This is a genomic window from Croceibacterium ferulae, from assembly GCF_003660445.1.
GTDB classification, from domain to species: Bacteria; Pseudomonadota; Alphaproteobacteria; order Sphingomonadales; family Sphingomonadaceae; genus Croceibacterium; species Croceibacterium ferulae.
This window is the reverse complement of record NZ_QZVQ01000003.1, coordinates 214,248-237,878: the sequence shown is the minus strand read 5'-3', so window position 1 is coordinate 237,878 and position 23,631 is coordinate 214,248. Positions and strand designations below refer to the sequence as shown.

The window sequence follows — 23,631 nt, the reverse complement described above, 5'->3', positions numbered from 1 at the left end:
GAGGGGCCGGGAACAGGGGCGCCTCAGCCCAGCCGGTCGGCCATCAGCTGCTTCAGGTTCACTTCCGTGCGGGCGCCATAATGGCTGATGATCTCACCCGCGGCGATCGCGCCCCGGCGCAGGCAGGTGGCGGCGTCCTCCCCCTGCACATGGCCGAACAGGAACCCGGCGGCGAACAGGTCGCCCGCGCCCGTCGTGTCGACCACGCGCGCAACCGGCTCCGCCGCGACTTCGGTCCGCACCCCATCGACCAGCGCCACAGCGCCATCGGCGCCGCGCGTCACCACCAGCACCGGCACCTTGGCGCCGAGCTGCGCTAGGCCGGCATCGAAATCGGCCTCGCCCGTCAGCGCCGCCAGCTCGCCCTGATTGGCGAACAGGATGTCGATCTGCCCGGCCGCGATCAGGGCGCGGAAATCGTCGCCATGGCGGGCGATCACGAATTCCTCGGACGGGGTGAAGGCGACCAGCCGCCCGGCGGTGCGGGCGGCGGCGATCGCCCGGCGCATGGCGGCGCGCGGCTCCTCCGGATCCCACAGGTAGCCTTCCAGATACAGCACGCGGGCGTCGGCGATCGCGTCCTCGTCGATCAGCTCGGCGGGCAGGAACTGGCTGGCTCCCAGGAAGGTGTTCATGGTGCGCTGCCCATCGGGGCTGACGAAGATCAGGCAGCGCGCGGTGGCCGGCTGCCCGGCGCGGGCCGGCGTGTCGAAGTCGATCCCGGCGGCGCGGATGTCATGCGCGAACACATCGCCCAGCTGGTCGTCCGCGACCTGCCCGATGAAGGCGCAGCGCGCACCCAGCACGGCGAGGCCGGCCAGCGTGTTGGCGGCGGACCCGCCCGAAATCTCCCGCGCGGGGCCCATCGCATCGTACAGGGTATCGGCACCGACCTCGTCCACCAGCGTCATGCCGCCCCGGTTCAGGCCCAGCCGCGCGATCAGGTCGTCTTCGGCCGGGGCCATGACATCGACGATGGCGTTGCCGATGGCGATGACATCGTAGCGGGGTTCGGACATTCGGGTTCCACACAGCTGGAAAGGGGGAGACGCCGTGGCAGGCCTGCCCGGCGGGCGTTGACTTGCCCTGCCGCCCGCGCAATCGCAACCCCGTATGCTCGCTGTCACCCGATCCCTGATGCTGGCTTGCCGCGAACTGGCCCGGCCGCGCGTGCTGGCCATCCTGGCGCGCAGCCTCGCCGTGTCGCTGCTGCTGTTCGCCGCTCTGGCCGGCGCGGGCTGGTGGGGGCTGGACTGGCTGTTCGCTACCGCCGGGCTGGAGGATGCGCTGTTCGCCGGCGCGGGGCCGCTGCGCGCGGCGCTGTCGGTGCTGCTGGTGGGGCTTGGCCTGTGGCTCGGCTGGCGGATCGTGGCGATGGCGGTGATCGCCTTCTTCGCGGACGAGGTGGTCGCGCTGGTGGAGCAGCGGCATTACCCCGCCGCCGCCCAGCGCGCCCGCGATCCGTCATTGCCCACGCAAGCGCGCGTGGCGCTGGCGGGTGCGGGGCGCGCGCTGCTGGCGAACCTGCTGGCCTTGCCGTTCGCGGTCGCGCTGCTGGTGACCGGGGTCGGCACGCTGGCTCTGTTCCTGCTGGTCAATGCCGTGCTGCTGGGGCGGGAACTGCAGGACATGGTCTGGCTGCGCCACCGGAGCGATAGCGGCCAGCCCGCGCCCTTCACCCGCGCCGAACGGTTCCTTTTGGGCGGCATGATCGCCGTGCTGCTGGCCGTACCGGGTGTTGCGTTCATCGCCCCGCTGCTAGGGGCGGCAGCGGCCACCCATCTGCTGCATCGCAAGCTGGACAAAGCATGACCCCTCGCCTCCTTGCCCCCCTGTTGCTGACCGGCCTGGCGGCCTGCACCACCATCCCGCAGGCGGGTGGCACTGGCCAGCGCCCGCCGCCGCGCCCGGATGTGCAGACACAGCAGCCGCCGCCGGAACGCCCCGCCCCGCCGCCGCAGACCGGTTTCCTGGCGCCGCAGATCCAGCAGATGGCCGGGCTGGAACGGGTGATCCAACGCGACGGCGCCACGCTGGTGCGGCAGTTCGGGCAGCCCCGGCTGGATGTGCGCGAAGGCGACATGCGCAAGCTGCAATTCAGCAGCACCGCCTGCGTGCTGGATGTGTTCCTGTACCCGCTGCAGCAGGGTGCGGAGCCGGTGGCGACCTGGGTGGATGCACGCCGTGCCAGTGACGGGCAGGAAGTCGACCGCGCGGCCTGTGTGGCGGCGCTGGGCCGGCGTTGAACGACTGCTGATCCTCCCCCTTCAGGAAGGATCAGCAGGAGTCAGACCATGAAGCTTTCGCCGCAGCCGCACGCGCCCTTGGCGTTGGGATTGGTGAACACGAAGCCGGCGGTGAAGTCATCCTCCACCCAGTCCATCGTGCTGCCCACCAGATAGAGCACGCTGGCCCCGTCGATGTAGAAGGTGCCGCCGGGCGTCTCGATCTTCTCGTCGAAGGCGGCTTCTTCGCTGACATAATCGACCGAATAAGCCAGGCCCGAACAGCCGCGCCGGGGGGTCGACAGCTTCACGCCGATCGAGCCTTCAGGCGCCTTGCCCATCAGTTCGGCCACGCGCGCCTCGGCGGAGGGCGTCAGGTTGACGGCGGCCGGCCGGGCGCGGACAGGTGCGGTCGTCGCCATTACAGCATCCCCAGTTCGAGGCGGGCCTCGTCGGTCATCTTGGACGGATCCCACGGCGGATCCCAGGTGACGTTGACCTGCGCATCACGCACGCCGGGCAGCGCGCCCACGCGCATCTCGATCTCGCCCGGCATGGTTTCGGCCACCGGGCAGTGCGGCGTGGTCAGCGTCATGGTGATCGCCACATCGGCATCGGGCGTCACGTCCACGCCGTAGATCAGCCCCAGATCGTAGATGTTGACCGGTATCTCTGGGTCGAAGATGTCCTTCAACGCCTCGATCACCGCATCATACATGGCGCCGCCGGGCTCGCCCGCGGGCTGCTCCGCCGGTTTCTGCGCCAGGAAGCCGGACAGGTAGTCCTTCTGCCGGGGCTCCTCCGGCGCGAGGTCCGGGTCGGAAACGCGTGCGCGGGGCGGTTTGGCCAATTGCTGTTCGTCCGGGGTCATCCGAAAATCCTTCTGGTCCGCGCGATGCCGCGCAGCAGCGCGGCGACGTCGTCCTCGTCGCTGTAGAGGCCGAAGCTGGCGCGCGCCGTGGCCGGCACATCCAGCAGCTCCATCAAAGGCTGCGCGCAATGGTGCCCGGCCCGGATGGCAACGTCCTCTTCATCCAATATGGTGCCCAGATCGTGCGGGTGAACCCCATGCATCGCAAAGGATACGATGCCGGCGCTGTCCTCCGGCCCGAACAGGGTGATGTCGTCGAACTGGCGCAAGCCTTCGCGCAATTGCGCCACCAGCTGCGTCTCGTGCGCATGGATCGTGTCGCGCCCGATCCCGTCCACATAGTCGCACGCCACGGCCAGCGCGATCGCCTCAACGATGGCGGGCGTGCCGGCTTCGAACCTTGTGGGCGCGGGCAGGTAGGTGCTCTGCGCAAAGGTGACCTTGTCGATCATCGAGCCACCGCCCTGCCAGGGCGGCATCCGGTTCAGCAGCTCGCTGCGGCCCCATAGCGCGCCGATCCCGGTCGGGCCGTACAGCTTGTGGCCGCTGAAGGCATAGAAGTCGCAGCCGAGCGCCGCCACATCGAGCGTCAGCCGCGGAGCGGACTGGCAGCCATCCAGCAGCAGCAGCGCGCCGACATTGTGCGCCAGCTCCGCCGCGCGGGGCGCGTCCAGCACGCTGCCCAGCACGTTGGACACGTGGGCGAAGGACACCATGGCGTGCTCCGCCGTAAGCATGCGTTCGGCGGCGTCCAGGTCGATCCGGCCATCGCCGGTCAGCGGGCAGACATCGACCTGCCAGCCGGCCAGCTGCCACGGCACGATGTTGGAATGATGCTCCAGCGCGGACAGCAGCACCCGGCCTTTGGTCGGCCATTGATGGGCGACCAGGTTGATCGCCTCGGTCGCGCCGCGGGTGAAGACCAGCTCATCCTCCTGCCCGCCGATGAAGGCGGCGACGCGCCGGCGCGCGGCCTCGTAACCCAGCGTCATGTTGGCGGATCGGCCATAGACGCCGCGATGCACGGTGGCGTAATCGGCCCCGATCGCGCGGGTCATCGCGTCGATGACAACTTGCGGCTTCTGCGAGGTGGCGGCGGTGTCCAGGTAATGCCACGGCTGCCCGCCGGCGGTCAGCAGGCCGGGGAAGTCGGCCTTGCGCGACAGTGGCGGCGCCAGTGTCGGCGCGGCGCTGCTCATGACCGGTCTCCCAGCGCGGCCAGCGCCACGTCCATCAAACGCTCCTGCTCGCCCTCGTCCCCCAGCGCGGCGAAGGCATCGCCGATGAAGGCCTGCACCAGCAGCTTGCGCGCCAGCTCGGGCGGCAGGCCGCGCGCGGCCATGTAGAACCGGGCGCTCTCGTCCAGCTGGCCGATGGAGGCGCCGTGGGCGCATTTCACGTCATCGGCATAGATCTCCAGCTCCGGCCGGGCATTGGTCGCCGCGCCGCGTTCCAGGATCAGCCCCTTGAAGTCCTGCGCCGCGTCGGTCTTCTGCGCATGGCGCGCCACGTCGATCCGGCCCAGGAAATTGCCGGTCGCGGTGCCCCAGTGGACCGCGCGGATCACCTGGTCGCTGGTGGCGTCGGGCAGCGCATGGTCCATGCGGGTCACGATCTCCCGCACCGCGTCGCCGCCGCCGATGGTGACGCCGCCGAACTGGAAATGCGCGCCCCGGCCCAGATGGACGACCACCTCCAGCCGCGCATAGGCATCGCCGGCGACCACGCCGAACAGCTCCGCCGTGGCGCCATCACCCACGGTGACGCGCACCCGGATCAGCTCCGGCCCGGCCCCGCCGGCCATGATGATGCGGCGCGCCGTCTCACCCGGGGCGACATCGAAATCGTCCCACTGGTCCAGCACGTCCGGGTCCAGCTGCGCCAGCACCGCGCCATCGGCATAGCGCCAGTTCTCGTCACGGGTGGTAGGCAAGGTGGCCATCACGCCACCGCCTCGTAGCCTTCGCTCTCCAGCCGCTGCGCCAGTTCAGGCCCGCCGCTGGTGACGATGCGGCCGGCGGCCAGCACGTGCACGAAATCGGGGCGCACATAATCCAGCAGCCGCTGGTAATGCGTGATCAGCAGCACCGCCTTGTCGGGCGCCCGCATGATGGCGTTGATCCCGTCGCCGACCACGCGCAGCGCATCGATGTCGAGGCCGCTATCGGTCTCGTCCAGCACGGCAAAGGCAGGGTCGAGGATGCCCATCTGCACCATCTCCGCGCGCTTCTTCTCGCCGCCGGAGAAGCCGACATTCACGTTGCGCTTCAGCATCTCCATGTCCATCCGCAGCAGCCCGGCCTTCTCCCGTGCCAGCTTCAGGAAGTCCCCGCCCGACAGCGGCGCTTCGCCCCGCGCGGTGCGCTGCGCGTTCAGCGCCTCGCGCAGGAACTGCACGTTGGAGACGCCCGGGATCTCCACCGGGTACTGGAAGCCCAGGAACATGCCGGCGGTGGCGCGTTCATGCGGGTCCATGTCCAGCAGGTCGGCGCCGTTCAGCGTGACCGAACCGCCCGTCACCTCATATCCGGGGCGCCCGCCCAGCACATAGGCCAGCGTCGACTTGCCGGCACCGTTGGGGCCCATGATCGCGTGGATCTCGCCCGCGTTCACGGTGAGGGTCAGGCCCTTGAGGATCGGCTTGCCGTCGATTTCGGCATGAAGATTGTCGATGATGAGCATGGTCATGTCAGTCCAGCAGCGGGGCGAAGCGGCGCCCCTTCAGATTGTGCGCGATGGTGCGCAGGATGGAATCGCGGCCCTTCACGTCGGCGCGCAGGTCGGTGACGAAGGCGTCCGCGGCGAAGGGGCGGGTGGAATGGCGCGCCAGCAGGTGCTTGTCCGCCGGCAGGTGCAGGATCGCGCATTGCTGCGCATCGGCCAGCCGGCCCAACCGGCGTGTCGTGCGGACCGACCACCAGCGGGACACCAGCCCGGCGCGGCCCGCATCGTTGACGGTCATGCCGTCGTCGACCAGCCGGTTCAGCGCGGCGGACACCACCATCTCGTCACCACTGTGATACCACTCGCCCGCGGAGTTGCAGTAATCCGGCCAGAGCTCCTCCACCATCTGCCACAGCCGCGCGAATTCCGCCTGCGGCCCGGCCAGGAACTCGCCCCCGAACCAGCTGCGCGATTGCAGCGGCACGCCGGCGAGATCCTGCAGGCTGGCGACCGCACCGCCGGACCCGTCCAGCATCTCGTGTGCGATGTCATAGGCCCACAGGCCGGGTCGTGGCGGGAAGGCCAATGGCCGCAATGCCACCACATCCAGGTCCAACAGCGCGGGAAAGGCGCCGAACCGGCCTTCGCCGAACAGGCGCAGCAGCTCCAGCTTGAAATGGGCGGAATAGAACGGAATGCCGCGCGGCACCTCCAGCGTGAATGCGACTTCCTCCACCGCGATCAGCCCGGTGGCGCCGGCCTGCTCCACCAGCCCGCCGACGCGCATGGCATCGTTGGTGACGAGCGTCAGCGCCTGCTCGTGCGCCGCAAGGGAGCGGGCCAGGGTGGCCGCGTTCTGCACATAGATCAGCAACGGATCGCCACCGGAATCCGCCATGTTGGTGTGGCGTTCGCCGATGTCGCCGCAATATAGCAGGCCGCAGATGGTGCTCGGGCGCAACTCGTCAGTCATGAGGCGTGCTCCTGCAGGTGCGGCATCCATAGCGCATGGGAAGCTTACCGCTTGCGGTCATGTCCGGTCCTGCCCGGCCCGGCCCGTCCTGGCCCGTCGCGACCCGGACCGCCACGCGGCGGCCCGTCACGGCCAGGCACCCGGCCGCTGGTCTGGCCCGGATTGGCGCGGTAATGCGCCTTGCGGGCAGTCTGCTTGTCGCCGATGCGCATCCGCATGCCGGCCGCAATGCGGGGCAGCAGGGCATCCATGTCGGTCAGGATTTCCGCGGCGTTCAGGTGCATCGTGCGGATGCCGACCGCTTCCAGGCTCTTGTCGCGCCGATGGGTCAGCGGATCGCCTTCCTCGTCGATGGCGATCGCCATGCCCAGTTCCAGGCAGGCGAAATCGACGATGGCGCTGCCGATCACCGGGAACTGCTTCCAGGTGTACTGCCCGAAATCCGCCGTGGCGAAGCGGTCGGCCAGCGCCTTGTGCGCTTCCGTGGGATGCCGGCGCATGTCGCGCGCGCGCTCGTGCAGTTGGTCCAGCCGCGCCGTGTTGATCTCCCACCCGCGGCCCTTCTTCTTGATGGCCGGCGGATCGGTGCCTTCACGCACGCCCAGGGTCTTGCGTTCGGTCATCCGACGGACCCCTCCAGGCTGATCGCCAGCAGCTTCTGCGCCTCGACCGCGAACTCCATCGGCAGCTCCTTCAGCACTTCCTTGGCGAAACCGTTGACGATCAGCGCCACCGCCGCCTCGCTGTCGAGACCGCGCTGCATGGCGTAGAACAGCTGGTCGTCGCTGATCTTGCTGGTGGTGGCCTCATGCTCGATCTGCGCGCCGGGATTGCGCACCTCGATGTACGGCACCGTGTGCGCGCCGCACTGGTCGCCCAGCAGCAGGCTGTCGCATTGCGTGAAGTTGCGCACGCCCTCCGCATTGGCCGCCACGCGCACCAGCCCGCGATAGGTGTTGTTCGACTTGCCGGCGCTGATGCCCTTGGAGATGATGGTCGAGCGCGAACCCTTGCCATTGTGGATCATCTTGGTGCCGGTATCGGCCTGCTGGTGATTGTTGGTGACCGCGATCGAGTAGAACTCGCCCACCGAGTCCTCGCCATTCAGCACGCAGGACGGGTACTTCCAGGTGACGGCGCTGCCGGTTTCCACCTGCGTCCAGCTGATCTTGGACCGGGCACCCTGGCACAGGCCGCGCTTGGTCACGAAGTTGTAGATGCCGCCCTTCCCCTCAGCATCGCCGGGGTACCAGTTCTGGACGGTGGAGTACTTGATCTCCGCATCCTCCATCGCGACCAGTTCCACCACCGCGGCGTGCAGCTGGTTCTCGTCGCGCATCGGCGCGGTGCAACCTTCCAGGTAGCTGACATAGCTGCCCTTCTCCGCAATGATCAGCGTGCGTTCGAACTGCCCGGTATTTTCCGCATTGATGCGGAAATAGGTGCTGAGGTCCATCGGGCAGCGGACACCTTCGGGGATGTAGACAAAGGTGCCGTCGGAAAAGACCGCGCTGTTCAGCGTGGCGAAGAAATTGTCGCGCTGCGGCACGACGCGGCCCAGCCACTTGCGGATCAGCTCCGGATATTCGCGGATCGCCTCGCTGATGGAGCGGAAGATGACGCCGGATGCCTCCAGCTCCTTGCGGAAGGTGGTGGCGACGCTGACGCTGTCGAACACCGCATCCACCGCCACCCGGCGCGCGCCCTCGACCCCGGCCAGCAGCTCCTGCTCGGCCAGCGGAATGCCCAGCTTGTCGTACACGCGGCGGATCTCTGGATCGAGCTCGTCCAGGCTTTCCAGCGTCGGCTTCTGCTTGGGCGCGGCGTAGTAGAACGCGTCCTGGTAATCGATCGGCGCGACCTTCAGCTTGGCCCAGTCGGGCGCTTCCATCGTCTGCCACAGGCGAAACGCCTTCAGCCGCCAGTCGAGCATCCATTCCGGCTCGTTCTTCTTGGCGGAGATGAAGCGCACGGTATCCTCGCTCAGGCCCTTGGGCGCGAACTCGGTCTCGATCTCGCTGGACCAGCCATGCTGGTAATCGGCCGCGCTCGCCGCCGCCTCGCGCGCGGCGCGATCGGTCACTTCGGGCGCGTCCAGTTCGGCCACGTCACGGGGGTCGGAGGTCAGGATAGACTCGCTCATGCCGGTACTTCCATCTGTGCCAGGCGGGTCAGCGGCACATCGGCCAGCGCCCCGCGCAAAGCATCGTTCACAGCGCCCCAGTGCGGGCGCACGGTGCAGCAGCCGTCCAGCGCGCAATCATGGCGCTGGTTCTGCGTGCAATTGGTCAGGGCGATCGGCCCTTCGACCGCCTCCACGATCTCCGCCAGGGTGATCCCTGCCGCCGGGCGTGCCAGCTGCAGCCCGCCGCGCGCGCCGCGTTCCGACTGCAGCAGGCCGGCCGCCGCCAGCTTGCCCGCCAGCTTCTGCATGGTGGGCAGCGGCACGCCCGTCTCCGCCGCCAGGCTGGCCGCGCTGAAGCGCGATCCGGTGGGCTGGCGGGCGGCGGCCGTCATCGCGACCACCGCATAATCGGCAAGGTTGGACAGGCGCATGGTGGACCCCAGAGGTGACGACCGGACGGCGAATCTTTGAATAAGACCGCTGCGGTCCGATTTCACCTAATGCGGGGCGGAACGGTTTTCAACCGGAACGATCACCGCGCGCGACGCAAAAAAGGGGCGGCCCACGCCGATGGCAGGGCCGCCCTGTAAAGTCAGAACCCGTCGCATTCCTGCTTCGAGCCCTTCGGGTCGCACAGGCCATGTAGCTGATTCGACCGATGCCGGCTTGTAGGAATCCGACAATTAGAAAGGTAATTTCCTGATCCCTGTTATGATATCATCGTCACACGGCCGTTTACTATAACAAATGGATGGTCATGGCAGATTTGTGACGCTGCAGCGCAGCAATCGACAGCACGGGCGGGCGGTGCCATAGGCGCGTCCATCATGCTTTATCGCCTGCTGCGACCTGCCCTGTTCACCATCGATCCCGAACAGGCCCATGAATTCTCCCTGAAATGGCTGGAACATCGCCGGCCGGCGCCGCCAGCGCCGCCGGGTGCCTGCGCGATCGACGTGGCGGGGATCACCTTCCCCAACCCGATCGGCCTGGCCGCGGGCTATGACAAGGATGCGCGCGTTCCCGATGCGCTGCTGGGCATGGGCTTCGGCTTCGTGGAGGTGGGTTCGATCACTCCACGCCCGCAGGCCGGCAACCCCAAGCCGCGGCTGTTCCGCCTGGCCGCGGACCGTGCGGTCATCAACCGCATGGGGTTCAACAATGGCGGCGCGGAGGTTGCGGCGGAGCGGCTGGCGCGCAGGACCGGCGCTGGCATCCTGGGCGTCAACCTGGGCGCCAACAAGGATTCGCCGGACTGGATCGCCGATTACAGCCACATGGCCCGGGTGATGGCGCCGTTCGCCACCTATCTGGCGGTTAACGTCTCCAGCCCCAACACGCCGGGCCTGCGCGCCATGCAGGATGCGGGTGCACTGGGGGCATTGCTGGACGCGGTGCTGGCGGCGCGCGGTGCCGATGGCCCGCCGGTGTTCCTGAAGGTCGCGCCCGACCTGCTGCCCGCCGACATCGACGACATCGCCCGTATCGCGCTGGATCGACGGCTGGGCGCGCTGATCGTGTCCAACACCACGGTCTCGCGCCCCCAGCTGCGATCGGTGCAGGCGGACGAGACCGGCGGCCTGTCCGGCGCACCGCTGAAGGCGCTGGCGCTGGAACGGCTGCGCGACTTCCGCCGGGCGACCGGCGGTGCCCTGCCGCTGATCGGCGTGGGCGGCATCGGCAACGGCGTGGATGCGTGGCAGCGGATCAAGGCCGGCGCCAGCCTGGTGCAGCTGTACAGCGCGATGGTCTATCGCGGCCCCGGCATCGCCCGGACGATGGCCGACGATGTGGAACGGCTGATGCAGCGCGAAGGCTTCAGCACCCTGGCCGAAGCCGTCGGCAGCGAGGCCGCCTAGGGCCGCGGTGCCGGCTCCGCCACCGCGCGCCCTTCGCGTCGGGGGTCGAAGCCGCCATCGAACACGCCATCGCGGATCATCACCGCGTGAACGCCTGAATCCTCGCCCTGTCCGGGGCGCAGGGTGATGCCGCGTGCGGCCAGGCCGGCCAGCACCTCCGGCGGGAACTTGCCGACCTCCCCCTGGAAGGCATCTCCGCGCGCGACCAGATTGGGCAGTGCCAGCGCCTCCTGTGCCGGCAACCCCCAGTCGATCGCGCCGACCAGGCTCTTGCCGACATAGGCCAGGATCGCATTGCCGCCAGCCGATCCCATCGCCCCGGCAAAGCGGCCCTGTCCGTCCACCAGCACCAGCGGCGTCATGGATGATCGCGGCCGCTTGCCCGGCACCACGGCATTGGCCGCCGGCGTGCCATCGGGCAGCAGCGGGGCGAAGGAGAAATCGGTCATCTGATTGTTCAGGAAGAACCCGTCGACCATCCGGCCGCTGCCGAAGATCGATTCCACCGTGGTGGTGATCGATACGACATTGCCGTCGCCATCCCCCACCACGAAGTGGGAGGTGCCCGCCGGCTCCAGCGTGCGATCGGCCGTGCGGACCGGTGCGCCCGGCGGAGTGCCGGCGGCAGGTGCGGGACCGGCCCGATCCCCGATCAGGCCTGCGCGCGACGCGACATAGGCCGGGTCCAGCAGGCCGGCGACGGGCACGTCGACAAAGGCGCTGTCGCCCACATACAGGTCGCGATCGGCATACATCAGTCGGCTCGCCTCCGCGAACAGGAACCAGGCCTGCGGGTCCTGCGGGCCGCGCTCGGCAATGTCGGTATGTTCCAGCATCGCCAGCAATTGCAGCAGGCCGACCCCGCTGGAAGGCGGCGGCGGCACGCAGACGCGGTAGATGCGATACGGATTGCAGACCGCTTCGCGCCTGACCGGCTGGTACCCGGCCAGGTCGGTCAGCGTCATCGTGCCGGGCAACGGGCCAGCCTGCGTACGCGCGACAATGCGCTGCGCCGTCTCCCCGCGATACAGCGCATTGGTGCCCTCCTCCGCCAGCCGGCGCAGGAAGGTGGCGAAGGCTGGGTTGCGCAGCGTGTCGCCCGGGTCGACCAGGGTGCCGTCCGCTTCGCCGAAATAGGTCTGTACGTCGCTCGACTGCAATTGCGGGTAGTTCCCCTGCAGGAACCGGCCCAGGCGCGGCGTGACGGTGAAGCCGTCCTCGGCCGTGCGGATCGCGTCGGTGAACAGCTTATCCCATGGCAGCTTGCCATGTTCGTCCTGCACCATCGCCAGCATCCGGACCGCACCCGGCACGCCGGTGGCCCGTCCGCTGGTCACCGCCTCGGCATAGCTCAGGGGTCGCCCATTACCGTCCAGGAACATGTCCGGGGTGGCGCCGGCGGGGGCGGTTTCGCGGCCGTCATAGATCACGACCTCGCCCGTCGTGCCATCGAACCAGGTCATGAAGGCGCCACCGCCGATGCCGGAGCTCTGCGGTTCGACCAGCGAGAGCATCGCCTGCACCGCCACCGCCGCATCCGCCGCGCTGCCGCCGCGCCGCAGCACGGCCATGCCCGCCTCCACCGCCAGCGGGTTGGCGGCCGACACGAAGATCTGCGGTTGCGCCAGCGCGGATGCGGCGACCGGGGCCGAACCCGTCCGCTGTGTCTCGGCCGGCAGGGTCGCGCAGGCGGTGGTGAGCAACGCGCCGATCAGCGCCGCGAATGTGCCAAGCCGTGCCATCACCTGTTCCCCTGCGTGCAAACCCTGTTGCCCGTGTGGGGCAGTCTGTTCGCAGGTGCAAGGTAGCAGCCGCTTGCCGGGCTGGCGGGCGTGCCGTAACCCCGCTGTCCCAGGCCGATATGGCCGGCAGAGGATGAAAGAGGCTTTGTTGCAACTTGCGGACTTTCCTGCCGCCAGCAGCCTGGTGCGCCTGTTCTTCGATCGCGCCGATGCGCTGGGCGATGCCCTCTTCCTGGGCCGCAAGCATGGCGGCACGTGGGAAACGCTGAGCTGGGCAGAGGCGGCGGACCAGGTCTGCCTGCTGGCGCAGGCCTTGCGCGATCTGGACCTTGCCACCGGGGACCGGGTGCTGATCGTGGCGGAGAACCGGCCCGAATGGTGCATCGCCGACATCGCGATCATGGCCGCCGGCCTGGTCACCACGCCCGCCTACATCACCAACACCGCCGCCGATCACGCGCATATCCTGGCCGATAGCGGCGCGCAGGCGGTGATCGTCAGCGGCGGCAAGCTGCTGGCTCCGCTGCTGCAGGCCATGCGCGAGACCGTCGTGGCGCGGCATCTGGTGGTGATGGACGCAGGCGATGCGCCGGATGCGGCCGGGCTGCCCTTCGCCGTCCACCTGTGGTCCGACCTGGTCGATCCTGGCGCGCCAGACGATGGCAAGGCGGCCCATGCGCGTACCGCGGCCGAGCTGCGCCAGTCGGGCGTTGGCCGCAGCGACCTCGCCTGCATCATCTACACCAGCGGCACCGGCGGTGCGCCGCGCGGCGTGATGCAGTCGCATGGCGCGATCCTGGCCAATGTCGCCGGCGCCGCCACCGCGCTGGTGGGCGATTATGGCTGGAACACGGAACGCTTCCTGTCCTTCCTGCCGCTGAGCCATGCTTACGAGCATACGGCCGGGCAATGGCTGCCGATCGGGCTGGGTGCGGAGATCTGGTACGCCGAAAGCCTGGAGAAGCTGGCCGGCAACATGGCGGAATCCTCCCCCACGCTGATGGTGGTGGTGCCGCGCCTGTTCGAAGTGCTGCGGGCGCGGATCATCAAGCAGGTGGCGGGGCAAGGCAAGCTGGCGCAACGGCTGATGGCGGAGGCGCTGGCGCTGGGTGAACGGCAGGCGGCGGGCGGGTACCGTTTCGGCGACCGGCTGCTCGACCGGCTGCTGGACCGCACCCTGCGCCCCAAGATCCGCGCCCGATTTGGCGGGCGGATCAAGGCGATGGTCTCGGGCGGGGCGCCGCTCAATCCGGAGGTCGGGCGGTTCTTCCAGTCGCTCGGCCTGCCGCTGCTGCAGGGCTACGGCCAGACGGAGGCTGCCCCGGTGATCAGCTGCAACTATCCCAGCGCCGGCATCGCCATGGAAACCGTCGGCCCGCCGCTGCAAGGCAACGAGGTGCGCGTGGCCGCAGATGGCGAGCTGCTGGTGCGCGGCGAACTGGTGATGACCGGCTACTGGAACAATCCCGAGGAGACCGCGAAGGCGCTGGTCGATGGGTGGCTGCACACCGGCGATATCGGCCATTTCGACAGCCGTGGCCGGATCGTCATACCCGATCGCAAGAAGGATCTGATCGTCAACGACAAGGGCGACAATGTCGCCCCGCAGCGGGTCGAAGGCATCCTGACGCTGCAGCCGGAGATCGCGCAGGCGATGCTGTATGGCGACCGGCGCCCCTACATGGTCGCGCTGCTGGTTCCCGACGCCGACTGGCTGGCCGAGCGTGGCATTACCGAGCCGGAGGCGATCCGCAGCGTGCTGGACGTGGCCGTTTCCCGCGTGAACGCGACGCTCGGCGTCGTGGAGCGCATCCGCCGCTTCGCCGTCGCCGACGAAGCCTTCGCAATTGCCAATGGGGAAATGACCCCCAGCCTGAAGATCCGCCGCCACATGATCCGCGCCCGGTACGAGGATCGGCTGGCCGGGCTGTATCGCGGCTAGGCTGCGGGAGCGGGCGTCAGCTCGTCACCAGCGGTCCGGCGGCGATCACCTCCCCGGTCGGCTGCCCGGTCGGGGATCCGCCGACAGGTTCGATGGAGATGGCGATCGTCTCGTCCGGCTGCAGCACCATGTCGCCTTCGATCCGGATCGCTCCACGGGTGCCGGCGGTCAGCAGGCCCAGCGGACGCGGCACATTGTCGCTGCCGATGCTCCACAGTTCCGCGGCGCGGTCGGCCGGCACGGTGATGGTGGCCGTCAGCCGAAGGGTACGGGTCTGCTGGTCATACACGGCGGCGACCGGTTCGCGACCGGTGCCTTCGCCGGGTGCCAGAACCGCGACCAGCGGCGCGGGCGCCGCAACCGGGATCTCGACCACGCGTTCGCGCACCCGTTCGATCACCTTGGCATCCGGCATCAGCAGCAGCGCAGCCAGCGAAGCGGCCAGTGCGCCGGTCAGCGCACCGCCGGTGAACCAGTTCCAGCGGCGGGCGGCGCCAGCCGGCGCAGCCTGAGTCAGCCGCGCCTGGATCCGCGCCAGCAATGCGGATGGCGGCTCGACCGCGGCCGTGCCTTCGGCCAGCCCGGCGAAGCGGTCCTGCCACCAGGCGACTTCCGCCGCGAAATCGGGATCGGTCAGCAGGCGCTGCCGCGCGGCCATATGCTCCGCATCGTCCAGCAGGCCCAGCGCAAGCTCGGCGGCCAGGATCTGATCGTCAGAGTTCATCGGTCAGGCACTTTCGCAATTGCAGCAGCCCACGCCGCACCGTGCTCTTCATGGTGGCAAGCGGCACCCCTTCGCGCCGCGCCAGGTCACTATAGGTCAGCCCGTCCAGGAATGCCGCGCGAATGGCGCTGCGCGCCTTGTCGGTCAGCACCCGCAGGCAATCATACAGCTGCTGCACCTGCTCCTGCCCGATCATCGCCATGTCGGCGGCAGGCGCATCGTCGATGGGATCGTGCGCCGGCTGGCCGACACCTGCAATGCCGTCATGCACCGGCCGCCGGTTCGCGCGTCGCCAGTCGATCGCCCGGTTGCGGGCGATGGTCGCCATCCACGTGACGGGACTGGCACGCGCCGCATCGAAACTGGGGGCGCGACGCCAGATGATCACGTAAACCTCCTGCAGCACATCCTCGGCGGCCTGCCACTCACCACAGATACGCAGGCAGATACCGAACAGCTTCGCCGCGGTCAGTTCATACAGGCGCTGGAACGCCTCCTGGTCCTGCATGCCGGTGGCGATCAGCGCGCCTTGCAACATGTCCCTGCCGGAGGTGTCCGGGGGCGTGATGCTGGCGATGGGAGAAGAGGCCGGCTCATCGCTGTCCGCTGCCATTATTTATCTTCTCGCAATTGCATCTGCAATCATCCCACGGCCGTAACTGCGAAAGCCCGCAAGACCATAACCGTTCCCCAACCCCAAGCGGGCGCACGGGAGGTGCCACTGATGTCGCAGCAAGAACAGGTCATGGAAGCGCTGGAATCGCGCGCCGAACGGCGTGCCGACCGGCGCGCCTTCTTCACCGCGGCTGTCGGAGCCGCAGCGGTCGGGACGGCATTCGCCTATTCCAATCCCGCCGCAGCCCAGGCCGCCGTCACCGATGCGGATGTGCTGAACTTCGCGCTGAACCTCGAATATCTGGAGGCGCAGTTCTACCTCTACGCCGTGAACGGCAGCGGTCTGCCGACCAACCTGACCACCAGCGGTTCGGGCGGGGCAGGCGGCACCGTAACCGGCGGCGCGCCCGTGAACTTCTCCGGCGATCCGCTGACCGGCGCCTATGCGCGCGAGATCGCCGCGGACGAGCAGGCGCATGTCGCCTTCCTGCGTACCGCATTGGGCAGCGCGGCGGTCGCCATGCCCGACATCAACATCTCGGGCGATGCCAACGGTCCCTTCACCGCCGCAGCGCGCGCTGCAGGCATTGTGGCGGCGGGCGGCGTGTTCAATCCCTATGCCTCGCCGGAGAACTTCCTGCTGGGGGCGTTCATCTTCGAGGATGTCGGCGTCACCGCCTACAAGGGCGCAGCCCCGCTGCTGACCAACAAGACCTTCCTGGAAGCCGCCGCCGGCATTCTGGCGGTCGAGGCATATCACGCCGCGATCGTGCGCACGACGCTGTATGCCAAGGGCATCCCGGCGCTGATCGATGCGACGGAGCAGATCTCCACCGCGCGCGACACGCTGGACGGCACCGTCACCGACGATCCGATCCGCGGCATCGCCGGCGATGCCGATCAGGGCATCCGCCCCAGCGGCAGCGGCAGCACGCTGACCTCCAACATCGCCCCGCTCAACAGCAACGGCCTCGCCTACAGCCGGACGACGGGCCAGGTGCTGAAGATCGTCTATCTCAACGCCGGCACCACCACCATGGGCGGCTTCTTCCCCAACGGCGTGAACGGCACCATCCGCTCCACCACCTGAGCGGTCGGCAACCGATCCGTTTCACGACCAGTCACAGGGATTTTTCATCATGTACGATCCACGCAATGCACTCGATATCCTGGGCGCCGCGATAGACCGCCGCGCTGCCCGTCGCGAGTTTCTGAGAGTTGCCGGCGGCACGTCGCTGGCCATCGGTGGCATGGCCATGCTGGCTGCCTGTTCCGACGATGATGGCGAAGTGGTGGTGCCGCCGCCGACCCCGACGCCGACACCTGCCCCCGGCGCGACGACCGATGCCGATATCCTGAACCTGGCGCTGAACCTCGAATATCTGGAAGCGCAGTTCTACCTGTTCGCCGTCAATGGCGCGGGGCTGCCCGCCAACCTGACGGCCAGCGGCACCGGCGCGGCCGGTGGCACGGTGACCGGCGGTTCGGCGGTGAACTTCAGCAGCGATCCGCTGGTCGGCGCCTATGCCCGGGAGATCGCGGCGGACGAGCAGGCGCATGTCGCCTTCCTGCGTACCGCACTCGGCAGTGCGGCCGTGGCGATGCCCAACATCAACATTTCGGGCAACGCCACCGGCGCCTTCACCGCGGCAGCGCGGGCCGCCGGCGTGATCGGCGCGACCGAGACGTTCAACCCCTATGCCTCGCCGGAAAACTTCCTGCTGGGCGCCTATATCTTCGAGGATGTGGGCGTGACCGCCTACAAGGGCGCGGCGCCCCTGCTGACCAGCAAGGTCTTCCTGGAAGCGGCGGCGGGCATCCTGGCGGCGGAAGCTTACCATGCCGGGCTGGTGCGCACGGTGCTGACCGCCAAGGGGATCGACGCGGCCGCGCTGGTCACCGCGGCGCAGCGGATCTCGGATGCGCGCGATCTGCTGGACGGGGCGCCGGCGGAAGATGCCGTACGCGGCATCGGGCCGGACGACGATCAGGGCATCACGCTGACCGGCAGCGGCAATTCGCTGACATCGAACATCGTGCCGGCCAATGCCAATGCGATCGCCTACAGCCGCACCAGTCCGCAGGTGCACAACATCGTCTATCTCAATGCCAGCGGCGCGAACCGCAATGGCGGCGGGTTCTTCCCGAACGGGACGAACAACCCGAACCCTGCGCTGCGCGTCGGCCTCTGACCGAGGCATGAGTCTTCCGGGGCGATACCTGCCTATCCAGGCCGCCCCGGAAGCTTTTCAGCTGCGCCGCCATCCCCGCGCCGCCGCCAGCAGGCGTTCGACATGGGCAATCGGCGTTTCCTTGTCGATGCCGTGGCCCAGGTTGAACACATGCGGCCGGTCGGCGAAGGTATCCAGGATGGCATGGGTGCGCACCTCCAGCTCCGCCGATCCAGCCAGCAGCAGCAGCGGGTCCAGATTGCCCTGCACCGGCATGCCCGCCGGCAGTTCGCGCGCGGCCCACAGCGGATCGACCGTCTCGTCCACGCCCACCGCATCCACGCCGGTTTCCCGCGCATAGGCTGGCAGCTTCGCGCCCGAACCCTTGGGGAAGCCGATGACCGGCACGCCGGGGCAGCGGGCGCGGAAGCCATCCACGATGGCGGCATTGGGCGCGATCACCCAGCGTTCGAATTCCGCCGGCGCCAGGCTGCCGGCCCAGCTGTCGAACAGCTGCACCGCCTCGGCCCCTGCTTCCGCCTGCCGCACCAGATAATCGATCGTGCAGACGACAATGGCATCAATGATCGCCTGCAGCGCCGCCGGGTCGCGATAGGCCATGGCGCGGGCGACGTGCTGGTCGCGGCTGCCCTCCCCCGCGATCATGTAGGTGGCGACGGTCCACGGACTGCCGGCAAAGCCCAGCAAGGTTACCTGGGGCGCCAGTTGCGCCCGCACCAGGGTCACGGTGCGGTACACCGGCTCCAGGCGCTCAGGCACAGCTTCCAGCGCCTCCAGCGTGCCATCCACCAGCGCCGGCGACAGCTTCGGCCCCTCACCAGCCAGGAACTGGAGGTCCTGACCCAATGCGTGTGGCACGATCAGGATGTCTGAAAACAGGATCGCCCCGTCCAGTCCGAAGCGGCGGATCGGCTGCACCGTCACCTCCGCCGCTGCGGGTGAGTCATTCACCAGCGCCAGGAACCCGCCCTTCTCCGCCCGCAGAGCACGATATTCGGGAAGATACCTGCCGGCCTGGCGCATCATCCAGATCGGGCGGCGGGGGCCGTTGAGCCCGTTAAGCGTGTCGAGAAGAAGGCCGGGCATGTCTGATCCAATAAATACCTAGATTCGATTCAGGTGATGGAGTCTGTTGGTCCTGTGGAAAACGGGGACAAGCTGCCCTGCCCCATTTTATCCCGGGCGGATAGCGGCTGCGACCCGATGCGACTCCCGCCCTCCCCTGAGTCGAGTCGAGTCTTTCCCCGATATCCCCAGCCTGTGGAGGGAAAACTGCATCTGTGCATTTCGCACGGTGCGAATCACCGGGCAGTGGGTACGAGACTCATTGCCGAACTTGTCCCCAGACTTGTGCCGTGGTTTATGCCAAGACCTGTCCACATGGCCCTGCACCTGCACCTTCTCTCGGACTCCACCGGCGAAACGCTGGAGATGATCGCCAAAGCCGCGCTCGCCCAGTTCGAGAATGCGCGGGTGGTGCGGCATTTCTGGCCGATGGTGCGCAGCCAGCAGCATCTGGACCGTATCGTGGAGGAGCTGGCGCTGCATCCGGGGCTGGTGCTTTATACCCTGATCAATCCGGAGAACCGCCAGCGGCTGGAAGAACGCTGCCGCTCGCTGGGCATCCCGCATGTGGCGCCGCTGGACCCCGTCACGGGCGTGCTGGAAGGGCAGCTGGGGCAGATGGCCGGCGGCCGGCCCGGGCGGCAGCACGTGATGGACGAGGCCTATTTCGCGCGGGTCGATGCCATCCAGTTCACCATCGCGCATGATGACGGCATCGGGTGGGAGAACTGGGAGGAGGCGGACATCGTGCTGGCGGGCGTGTCGCGTTCGTCCAAGACGCCGACCTCCATCTATCTCGCCAATCGCGGCTACAAGGTCGCCAACATCCCGCTGGTGGTGGAAAGCCCGCCGCCGCCGCAACTTTACGGGCTGCACCGCCCGCTGGTCGTGGGGCTGACCACCGCGCCGAAACGGCTGGTGGAGATCCGCCGCAACCGCCTGCTGTCCCTGAACGAGCAGGGGCGGACGGCCTATGTCGATCAGGAGCGCGTGGAGGAGGAGGTGGCGCTGGCCCGTCGCATGTTCGCCGACAATGGCTGGCCGGTGATCGACGTTACCCGCCGCTCCATCGAGGAGACGGCCGCCGCCATTATCAAGCTCTTCAACGAACGGCAGGCGCGCATCGCCGAAGGGCGCGCAAGTCAATCGGGACCAAAGCCGATATGATCATCCTTGCGTCAGGCAGCGCCAGCCGCCGCACCATGCTGGAGGCGGCCGGAATCGCCTTCACCGCCGTCCCGCCCTCGCTGGACGAACGCGGGCTGGAAGCCTCCCTGGCCGGCGCCCCGCCGCCAGATATCGCACTGGCGCTGGCCGAGGCCAAGGCGCAGGCCGTGGCCGCCGACCGGCCCGACGCACTGGTGCTGGGCAGCGATTCCCTTGTGGTGGTGGACGGCCAGCGGTTCGACAAGCCGGCCAGCCGGCAGGCGGCCGAGGAGCATCTGTGCCGCTTTTCGGGGCGGGTGATGGAACTGCATTCGGCCGCGGCGCTGGTGCGCGCCGGTACGGTGGTCTGGCGGCACGCGGCGCTCGCCCGGCTGCATGTGCGGCCGCTCAGCGACGCCTTCATCAACCATTATCTCGACCGTGAATGGCCCGCGATCGGCCGCTGCGTCGGCGCCTTCCGCATCGAAGGGCCGGGCGTGCAATTGTTCGACGCGGTGGAAGGCGATCACTTCACCATCCTGGGCATGCCGCTGCTGCCCGTGCTGGGCGCGCTGCGTGATCAGGGCGTGTTGCCGGCATGATCCCCTACGCAGAGGTGATCGGCGAACCGATCGCGCAGTCCAAGTCGCCGGTGATCCATGGCCACTGGCTGGAGCGTGCCGGCATCGAAGGCGAATATCGCCGCTGCCTGGTCAGCGCCGAGGGGCTGGCCGACTATCTGGCCGAACGGCGCGCCGATCCCGCCTGGCACGGCTGCAACGTGACCATGCCGCACAAGCAGGCGGTGCTGCCGCTGCTGGACCATGTCAGCCCGCTGGCGACGCGGATCGGCGCGGTGAACACGATCGTGCGCGGCATCGACGGCACGCTGGCCGGGCACAACACCGATGCGCCCGGCTTCCTGGAGCCGCTGCGCCCCTTGCTGGCGCAGAGCCATCTGCTGCGCATGGCGCGGGTGCTGGGCACCGGCGGCGCGGCGCGGGCGATCGTGGCGGCGCTGGCGGATGCCGGTTTCGTGCTGGTGCTGGCCGGGCGTGATCCGGCCAAGGCCCGCGCGCTCCTGGATGAACTGGCACCGGCCAGCGGCGGGCTGGAGCATCACGCCGTCTCGCTGGCGCATTTCGCCGACCCTACCGACTTCGCCTTCGATGACCGGCAGGGTTTGCTGGACCTGGTGGTCAATGCCAGCCCGCTGGGGATGGCGGGGCAGCCCCCGCTGGCCTTCGACCTCAGCCACATGCCGCCGGGCAGCGTGGTCTATGACATCGTCACTCACCCTGCCCGCACCCCGCTGCTGGACGCAGCCTCCGCCGCCGGCCTGCCGACGGTGGACGGTCTGAACATGCTGATCGGGCAGGCGGCCAAGGCTTTCGCGCTGTTCTTCGGCACGCCCGCACCGCGGGAGGATGGCGATGCCGAGCTGCGGGCGCTGCTGACAGCATGAGTTTCAAGCTGGGCCTGACCGGCTCTATCGGCATGGGCAAGTCCACCGTCGCCGCCATGTTTGCAGAGGCCGGCGTACCGGTGTTCGACGCCGATGCCGAGGTGCGCCGGCTGCAGGGTCCGGGCGGCGCACTGCTGCCGGCGATCGAGGCCGCCTTCCCCGCGACGACCGGCCCGGGGGGGGTGGACCGGCCGACCTTGGGCGCGGCGGTGTTCGGCGACGATGCGGCTCTCGCCCGGCTGGAGGCGATCGTGCATCCGGCGGTGCGCGATGCCCGCGCGGCGTTCCTGCGCATCAATGCCGCTGCGCCGCTGGTCCTGTTCGACATTCCCCTGCTGTTCGAGACCGGCGCCACGGGGGAGGTGGATGCCGTGCTGGTCGTTTCCGCGCCCGCGGAGGTGCAGCGCGCGCGCGTGCTGGCCCGGCCGGGCATGACGCCCGGCAAGCTGGACGCGATCCTGGCCCGCCAGCTGTCCGATGCCGAGAAGCGCGCCCGGGCGGATCACCTGATCGACACCGGCACCCCTCACGAACAGACCCGCGCCGCGGTGCGGGCGCTGGTGGAGAGGCTTGCCAGCACGGCTTAGCCCACGGCATAGGCAGCGCCATGCGCGAAATCGTGTTCGATACCGAAACCACCGGGGTGGACCCCGCCACCGGCGACCGCATGGTGGAGATCGGCTGCATCGAGCTGGTCAACCGCATCCCAACCGGCCGTACCTTCCACGCCTACTTCAATCCCGGTCGCCCCATGCCTGTGGAGGCCGAGCGCATCCACGGCCTGGGCGATGCCTTCCTGGCCGGGCAGAAGGCGTTCCAGCACCATGTGGCGGAGCTGATCGAGTTTCTGGGCGATTGCCCGCTGGTGGCGCACAATGCGCAGTTCGACTTCGGCTTCCTGAATCACGAGCTGAAGCTGTGCAGCCACCCGCTGGTGGCGATGGACCGGATGGTGGACACGCTGATGTTGGCCCGCAAACGGCATCCGGGCGCCAAGCATTCGCTGGATGCGCTGTGCAGCCGTTATGGCATCGACCGCAGCCACCGCGTGCTGCATGGCGCGCTGCTGGATGCCGAACTGCTGGCGCAGGTCTATGTGGAGCTGACCGGCGGCCGGCAGATCGGCTTGGCCCTGGCCAGCGAGGCGGCGCAGGCGCTGGCGGCGGGCCATGCTGCCCAAACCCCGGCCAGCACGTTCCAGCCCAACCGGCGCGCCTACCGCACGCCCCGCCCGCACGGTCCCACACCGGACGAGCTGGCGCGGCACAAAGCCTTCGTCGGGACGTTAAGTTCTCCACTCTGGACGCAATAAGAGCGGCGGGCGCATACTGGTGACAGGTCGCTGCAGCCGATTCCGAAGACGGCCGGATGACACAAGAACCAGAAGGAGAACCCCCACCCATGGAGATCCGCATTTCCGGCCACCAGATGGACACTGGTGCAGCCCTGCAGGAACATGCCACCGACCGGCTCGAGGCCATTGCTGAAAAGTATTTCAGCCGTGCGCTGTCGTCGCAAGTCACGTTCGGCAAGGCGCCCTCGGCCGCCTTTTCCTGCGATATCGTGATGCATGTGAACCAGGGGCTGATCCTCAAGAGCCACGGCTCCGCCACCGACGTGCATCAGGCCTTCGACCAGGCGGCGGACAAGGTGGAGAAGCAGCTGCGCCGCTACAAGCGCCGGCTGACCGACCGCAGCCCGCAGCACGAGTTCACCGCAGCGGAGCAGGATGCCGCCTATACGGTCTTCGCGGCGGAGGAGCAGGAGGAGGTGACGAGCGATGCACCATTGGTGATCGCCGAAACCCGGATCGACGTGCCGGATGTCAGCGTGTCCGATGCGGTCATGCTGCTCGACCTACGCCACACGGCCGCGCTGTTCTTCAAGAATGCCGGCACCGGGCGCCACAACATGGTCTACCGGCGGGATGACGGGTCGATCGGCTGGGTGGAACCCGCGCAGAGCTGACAGCGTGATGCTGGCGGGCCGGAGGCCGCAAGGCTCCGGCACCGCCGGCATCCTT

26 protein-coding genes are annotated in these 23,631 nt (G+C 68.5%); 12 read left to right on the top strand and 14 right to left on the bottom strand.

The features are described 5' to 3' along the window. Nucleotides 1–23: 23 nt before the first annotated feature. On the bottom strand, nucleotides 24–1,019 hold the full coding sequence (locus D5S08_RS04200) for an adenosine kinase (protein WP_121115849.1): 996 nt from the start codon (nucleotides 1,017–1,019) through the stop codon (nucleotides 24–26). 118 nt (nucleotides 1,020–1,137) lie between these two features. Between D5S08_RS04200 and D5S08_RS04195 the strand changes: the two genes are divergently transcribed. Beyond that, entirely contained in the window at nucleotides 1,138–1,812 is a 675-nt protein-coding gene (locus D5S08_RS04195; protein ID WP_241557221.1) for an EI24 domain-containing protein, read from the top strand. Next, nucleotides 1,809–2,246 (top strand): hypothetical protein, encoded by a 438-nt coding sequence (locus D5S08_RS04190; RefSeq protein ID WP_121115845.1) that lies wholly within the window; start codon nucleotides 1,809–1,811, stop codon nucleotides 2,244–2,246. Before D5S08_RS04195 ends, D5S08_RS04190 begins: the two co-directional genes overlap by 4 nt. A gap of 41 nt (nucleotides 2,247–2,287) precedes the next feature. Here D5S08_RS04190 and D5S08_RS04185 read toward each other — a convergent pair whose 3' ends face one another. Genes D5S08_RS04185 through D5S08_RS04145 form a run of 9 tightly spaced genes read right to left on the bottom strand, consistent with a single transcriptional unit; the run spans nucleotide 2,288 to nucleotide 9,289 of the window. Continuing rightward, complete coding sequence (locus D5S08_RS04185; protein WP_121115843.1) at nucleotides 2,288–2,647, bottom strand: HesB/IscA family protein; 360 nt, start codon at nucleotides 2,645–2,647, stop codon at nucleotides 2,288–2,290. Further along, nucleotides 2,647–3,096, bottom strand: a complete 450-nt coding sequence (locus tag D5S08_RS04180) for an SUF system Fe-S cluster assembly protein (protein WP_121115841.1) — start codon at nucleotides 3,094–3,096, stop codon at nucleotides 2,647–2,649. Before D5S08_RS04180 ends, D5S08_RS04185 begins: the two co-directional genes overlap by 1 nt. Beyond that, nucleotides 3,093–4,295, bottom strand: coding sequence for an aminotransferase class V-fold PLP-dependent enzyme (locus D5S08_RS04175; protein WP_121115839.1), 1,203 nt, complete (start codon nucleotides 4,293–4,295; stop codon nucleotides 3,093–3,095). The genes D5S08_RS04180 and D5S08_RS04175 overlap by 4 nt, the downstream gene beginning before the upstream one ends. After that, nucleotides 4,292–5,038, bottom strand: a complete 747-nt coding sequence (locus tag D5S08_RS04170; protein WP_121115837.1) for a SufD family Fe-S cluster assembly protein — start codon at nucleotides 5,036–5,038, stop codon at nucleotides 4,292–4,294. The genes D5S08_RS04175 and D5S08_RS04170 overlap by 4 nt, the downstream gene beginning before the upstream one ends. After that, nucleotides 5,038–5,778, bottom strand: coding sequence for a Fe-S cluster assembly ATPase SufC (gene sufC, locus D5S08_RS04165; RefSeq protein WP_121116233.1), 741 nt, complete (start codon nucleotides 5,776–5,778; stop codon nucleotides 5,038–5,040). The genes D5S08_RS04170 and sufC overlap by 1 nt, the downstream gene beginning before the upstream one ends. A 7-nt stretch (nucleotides 5,779–5,785) precedes the next feature. Then, nucleotides 5,786–6,733, bottom strand: a complete 948-nt coding sequence (locus D5S08_RS04160) for a hypothetical protein (protein WP_121115835.1) — start codon at nucleotides 6,731–6,733, stop codon at nucleotides 5,786–5,788. A gap of 44 nt (nucleotides 6,734–6,777) precedes the next feature. After that, complete coding sequence (locus D5S08_RS04155) at nucleotides 6,778–7,356, bottom strand: DUF559 domain-containing protein (protein ID WP_121115833.1); 579 nt, start codon at nucleotides 7,354–7,356, stop codon at nucleotides 6,778–6,780. Then, nucleotides 7,353–8,876, bottom strand: a complete 1,524-nt coding sequence (gene sufB, locus D5S08_RS04150; RefSeq protein WP_121115831.1) for a Fe-S cluster assembly protein SufB — start codon at nucleotides 8,874–8,876, stop codon at nucleotides 7,353–7,355. Before sufB ends, D5S08_RS04155 begins: the two co-directional genes overlap by 4 nt. After that, entirely contained in the window at nucleotides 8,873–9,289 is a 417-nt protein-coding gene (locus tag D5S08_RS04145) for an SUF system Fe-S cluster assembly regulator (RefSeq protein ID WP_121115830.1), read from the bottom strand. The genes sufB and D5S08_RS04145 overlap by 4 nt, the downstream gene beginning before the upstream one ends. Nucleotides 9,290–9,685: 396 nt before the next feature. On the opposite strand from D5S08_RS04145, the gene D5S08_RS04140 reads away from it, so the two are divergent. Next, nucleotides 9,686–10,717, top strand: a complete 1,032-nt coding sequence (locus D5S08_RS04140; RefSeq protein ID WP_121115828.1) for a quinone-dependent dihydroorotate dehydrogenase — start codon at nucleotides 9,686–9,688, stop codon at nucleotides 10,715–10,717. Here the strand turns inward: D5S08_RS04140 and ggt are convergent. Then, nucleotides 10,714–12,459: a gamma-glutamyltransferase gene (ggt, locus tag D5S08_RS04135; protein WP_121115826.1), complete on the bottom strand. Its 1,746-nt coding sequence runs from the start codon at nucleotides 12,457–12,459 to the stop codon at nucleotides 10,714–10,716. The two genes, D5S08_RS04140 and ggt, sit on opposite strands and share 4 nt — an antisense overlap. Nucleotides 12,460–12,592: 133 nt before the next feature. Here ggt and D5S08_RS04130 point away from each other — a divergent pair, with 133 nt between their 5' ends. After that, nucleotides 12,593–14,401, top strand: a complete 1,809-nt coding sequence (locus D5S08_RS04130) for an AMP-dependent synthetase/ligase (RefSeq protein ID WP_175578867.1) — start codon at nucleotides 12,593–12,595, stop codon at nucleotides 14,399–14,401. Between the two features lie 16 nt (nucleotides 14,402–14,417). Here D5S08_RS04130 and D5S08_RS04125 read toward each other — a convergent pair whose 3' ends face one another. Both D5S08_RS04125 and D5S08_RS04120 read right to left on the bottom strand, forming a co-directional pair. Then, nucleotides 14,418–15,125: an anti-sigma factor gene (locus D5S08_RS04125; protein WP_121115822.1), complete on the bottom strand. Its 708-nt coding sequence runs from the start codon at nucleotides 15,123–15,125 to the stop codon at nucleotides 14,418–14,420. After that, nucleotides 15,115–15,738 carry a sigma-70 family RNA polymerase sigma factor gene (locus D5S08_RS04120; protein ID WP_241557220.1) on the bottom strand — a complete coding sequence of 208 codons (624 nt, stop codon included), beginning with the start codon at nucleotides 15,736–15,738 and terminating at the stop codon, nucleotides 15,115–15,117. Before D5S08_RS04120 ends, D5S08_RS04125 begins: the two co-directional genes overlap by 11 nt. 111 nt (nucleotides 15,739–15,849) lie before the next feature. Here D5S08_RS04120 and D5S08_RS04115 point away from each other — a divergent pair, with 111 nt between their 5' ends. Further along, nucleotides 15,850–16,830, top strand: a complete 981-nt coding sequence (locus tag D5S08_RS04115) for a ferritin-like domain-containing protein (RefSeq protein ID WP_121115820.1) — start codon at nucleotides 15,850–15,852, stop codon at nucleotides 16,828–16,830. A gap of 49 nt (nucleotides 16,831–16,879) precedes the next feature. Beyond that, the gene (locus D5S08_RS04110) at nucleotides 16,880–17,932 is read left to right on the top strand and encodes a ferritin-like domain-containing protein (protein WP_121115818.1); all 1,053 of its coding nucleotides are present in this window, start codon (nucleotides 16,880–16,882) and stop codon (nucleotides 17,930–17,932) included. A gap of 57 nt (nucleotides 17,933–17,989) precedes the next feature. Here D5S08_RS04110 and hemE read toward each other — a convergent pair whose 3' ends face one another. After that, nucleotides 17,990–19,018 carry a uroporphyrinogen decarboxylase gene (hemE, locus tag D5S08_RS04105; protein WP_121115816.1) on the bottom strand — a complete coding sequence of 343 codons (1,029 nt, stop codon included), beginning with the start codon at nucleotides 19,016–19,018 and terminating at the stop codon, nucleotides 17,990–17,992. Between the two features lie 276 nt (nucleotides 19,019–19,294). Here hemE and D5S08_RS04100 point away from each other — a divergent pair, with 276 nt between their 5' ends. From D5S08_RS04100 to hpf, 6 genes are all read left to right on the top strand, one after another. Then, entirely contained in the window at nucleotides 19,295–20,164 is an 870-nt protein-coding gene (locus D5S08_RS04100) for a pyruvate, water dikinase regulatory protein (RefSeq protein WP_421757447.1), read from the top strand. Continuing rightward, nucleotides 20,161–20,745 (top strand): Maf family protein, encoded by a 585-nt coding sequence (locus D5S08_RS04095; protein ID WP_121115812.1) that lies wholly within the window; start codon nucleotides 20,161–20,163, stop codon nucleotides 20,743–20,745. The genes D5S08_RS04100 and D5S08_RS04095 overlap by 4 nt, the downstream gene beginning before the upstream one ends. After that, nucleotides 20,742–21,608 carry a shikimate dehydrogenase family protein gene (locus tag D5S08_RS04090; protein WP_121115810.1) on the top strand — a complete coding sequence of 289 codons (867 nt, stop codon included), beginning with the start codon at nucleotides 20,742–20,744 and terminating at the stop codon, nucleotides 21,606–21,608. The genes D5S08_RS04095 and D5S08_RS04090 overlap by 4 nt, the downstream gene beginning before the upstream one ends. Next, nucleotides 21,605–22,195, top strand: a complete 591-nt coding sequence (gene coaE / locus D5S08_RS04085) for a dephospho-CoA kinase (RefSeq protein WP_121115808.1) — start codon at nucleotides 21,605–21,607, stop codon at nucleotides 22,193–22,195. The genes D5S08_RS04090 and coaE overlap by 4 nt, the downstream gene beginning before the upstream one ends. A 20-nt stretch (nucleotides 22,196–22,215) precedes the next feature. After that, nucleotides 22,216–22,920 carry a DNA polymerase III subunit epsilon gene (dnaQ, locus tag D5S08_RS04080; protein ID WP_121115806.1) on the top strand — a complete coding sequence of 235 codons (705 nt, stop codon included), beginning with the start codon at nucleotides 22,216–22,218 and terminating at the stop codon, nucleotides 22,918–22,920. An 89-nt stretch (nucleotides 22,921–23,009) separates the two neighbouring features. After that, nucleotides 23,010–23,576: a ribosome hibernation-promoting factor, HPF/YfiA family gene (gene hpf / locus D5S08_RS04075; RefSeq protein ID WP_121115804.1), complete on the top strand. Its 567-nt coding sequence runs from the start codon at nucleotides 23,010–23,012 to the stop codon at nucleotides 23,574–23,576. The last annotated feature ends 55 nt before the right edge of the window (nucleotides 23,577–23,631 follow it).

Bases quoted from the DNA above. Each gene is read 5' to 3' on its own strand.
- D5S08_RS04200 (WP_121115849.1), bottom strand. From the start codon at position 1,019: ATGTCCGAACCCCGCTACGATGTCATCGCCATCGGCAACGCCATCGTC.
- D5S08_RS04195 (WP_241557221.1), top strand. From the start codon at position 1,138: ATGCTGGCTTGCCGCGAACTGGCCCGGCCGCGCGTGCTGGCCATCCTG.
- D5S08_RS04190 (WP_121115845.1), top strand. From the start codon at position 1,809: ATGACCCCTCGCCTCCTTGCCCCCCTGTTGCTGACCGGCCTGGCGGCC.
- D5S08_RS04185 (WP_121115843.1), bottom strand. From the start codon at position 2,647: ATGGCGACGACCGCACCTGTCCGCGCCCGGCCGGCCGCCGTCAACCTG.
- D5S08_RS04180 (WP_121115841.1), bottom strand. From the start codon at position 3,096: ATGACCCCGGACGAACAGCAATTGGCCAAACCGCCCCGCGCACGCGTT.
- D5S08_RS04175 (WP_121115839.1), bottom strand. From the start codon at position 4,295: ATGAGCAGCGCCGCGCCGACACTGGCGCCGCCACTGTCGCGCAAGGCC.
- D5S08_RS04170 (WP_121115837.1), bottom strand. From the start codon at position 5,038: ATGGCCACCTTGCCTACCACCCGTGACGAGAACTGGCGCTATGCCGAT.
- sufC (WP_121116233.1), bottom strand. From the start codon at position 5,778: ATGCTCATCATCGACAATCTTCATGCCGAAATCGACGGCAAGCCGATC.
- D5S08_RS04160 (WP_121115835.1), bottom strand. From the start codon at position 6,733: ATGACTGACGAGTTGCGCCCGAGCACCATCTGCGGCCTGCTATATTGC.
- D5S08_RS04155 (WP_121115833.1), bottom strand. From the start codon at position 7,356: ATGACCGAACGCAAGACCCTGGGCGTGCGTGAAGGCACCGATCCGCCG.
- sufB (WP_121115831.1), bottom strand. From the start codon at position 8,876: ATGAGCGAGTCTATCCTGACCTCCGACCCCCGTGACGTGGCCGAACTG.
- D5S08_RS04145 (WP_121115830.1), bottom strand. From the start codon at position 9,289: ATGCGCCTGTCCAACCTTGCCGATTATGCGGTGGTCGCGATGACGGCC.
- D5S08_RS04140 (WP_121115828.1), top strand. From the start codon at position 9,686: ATGCTTTATCGCCTGCTGCGACCTGCCCTGTTCACCATCGATCCCGAA.
- ggt (WP_121115826.1), bottom strand. From the start codon at position 12,459: ATGGCACGGCTTGGCACATTCGCGGCGCTGATCGGCGCGTTGCTCACC.
- D5S08_RS04130 (WP_175578867.1), top strand. From the start codon at position 12,593: ATGAAAGAGGCTTTGTTGCAACTTGCGGACTTTCCTGCCGCCAGCAGC.
- D5S08_RS04125 (WP_121115822.1), bottom strand. From the start codon at position 15,125: ATGAACTCTGACGATCAGATCCTGGCCGCCGAGCTTGCGCTGGGCCTG.
- D5S08_RS04120 (WP_241557220.1), bottom strand. From the start codon at position 15,738: ATGGCAGCGGACAGCGATGAGCCGGCCTCTTCTCCCATCGCCAGCATC.
- D5S08_RS04115 (WP_121115820.1), top strand. From the start codon at position 15,850: ATGTCGCAGCAAGAACAGGTCATGGAAGCGCTGGAATCGCGCGCCGAA.
- D5S08_RS04110 (WP_121115818.1), top strand. From the start codon at position 16,880: ATGTACGATCCACGCAATGCACTCGATATCCTGGGCGCCGCGATAGAC.
- hemE (WP_121115816.1), bottom strand. From the start codon at position 19,018: ATGCCCGGCCTTCTTCTCGACACGCTTAACGGGCTCAACGGCCCCCGC.
- D5S08_RS04100 (WP_421757447.1), top strand. From the start codon at position 19,295: ATGCCAAGACCTGTCCACATGGCCCTGCACCTGCACCTTCTCTCGGAC.
- D5S08_RS04095 (WP_121115812.1), top strand. From the start codon at position 20,161: ATGATCATCCTTGCGTCAGGCAGCGCCAGCCGCCGCACCATGCTGGAG.
- D5S08_RS04090 (WP_121115810.1), top strand. From the start codon at position 20,742: ATGATCCCCTACGCAGAGGTGATCGGCGAACCGATCGCGCAGTCCAAG.
- coaE (WP_121115808.1), top strand. From the start codon at position 21,605: ATGAGTTTCAAGCTGGGCCTGACCGGCTCTATCGGCATGGGCAAGTCC.
- dnaQ (WP_121115806.1), top strand. From the start codon at position 22,216: ATGCGCGAAATCGTGTTCGATACCGAAACCACCGGGGTGGACCCCGCC.
- hpf (WP_121115804.1), top strand. From the start codon at position 23,010: ATGGAGATCCGCATTTCCGGCCACCAGATGGACACTGGTGCAGCCCTG.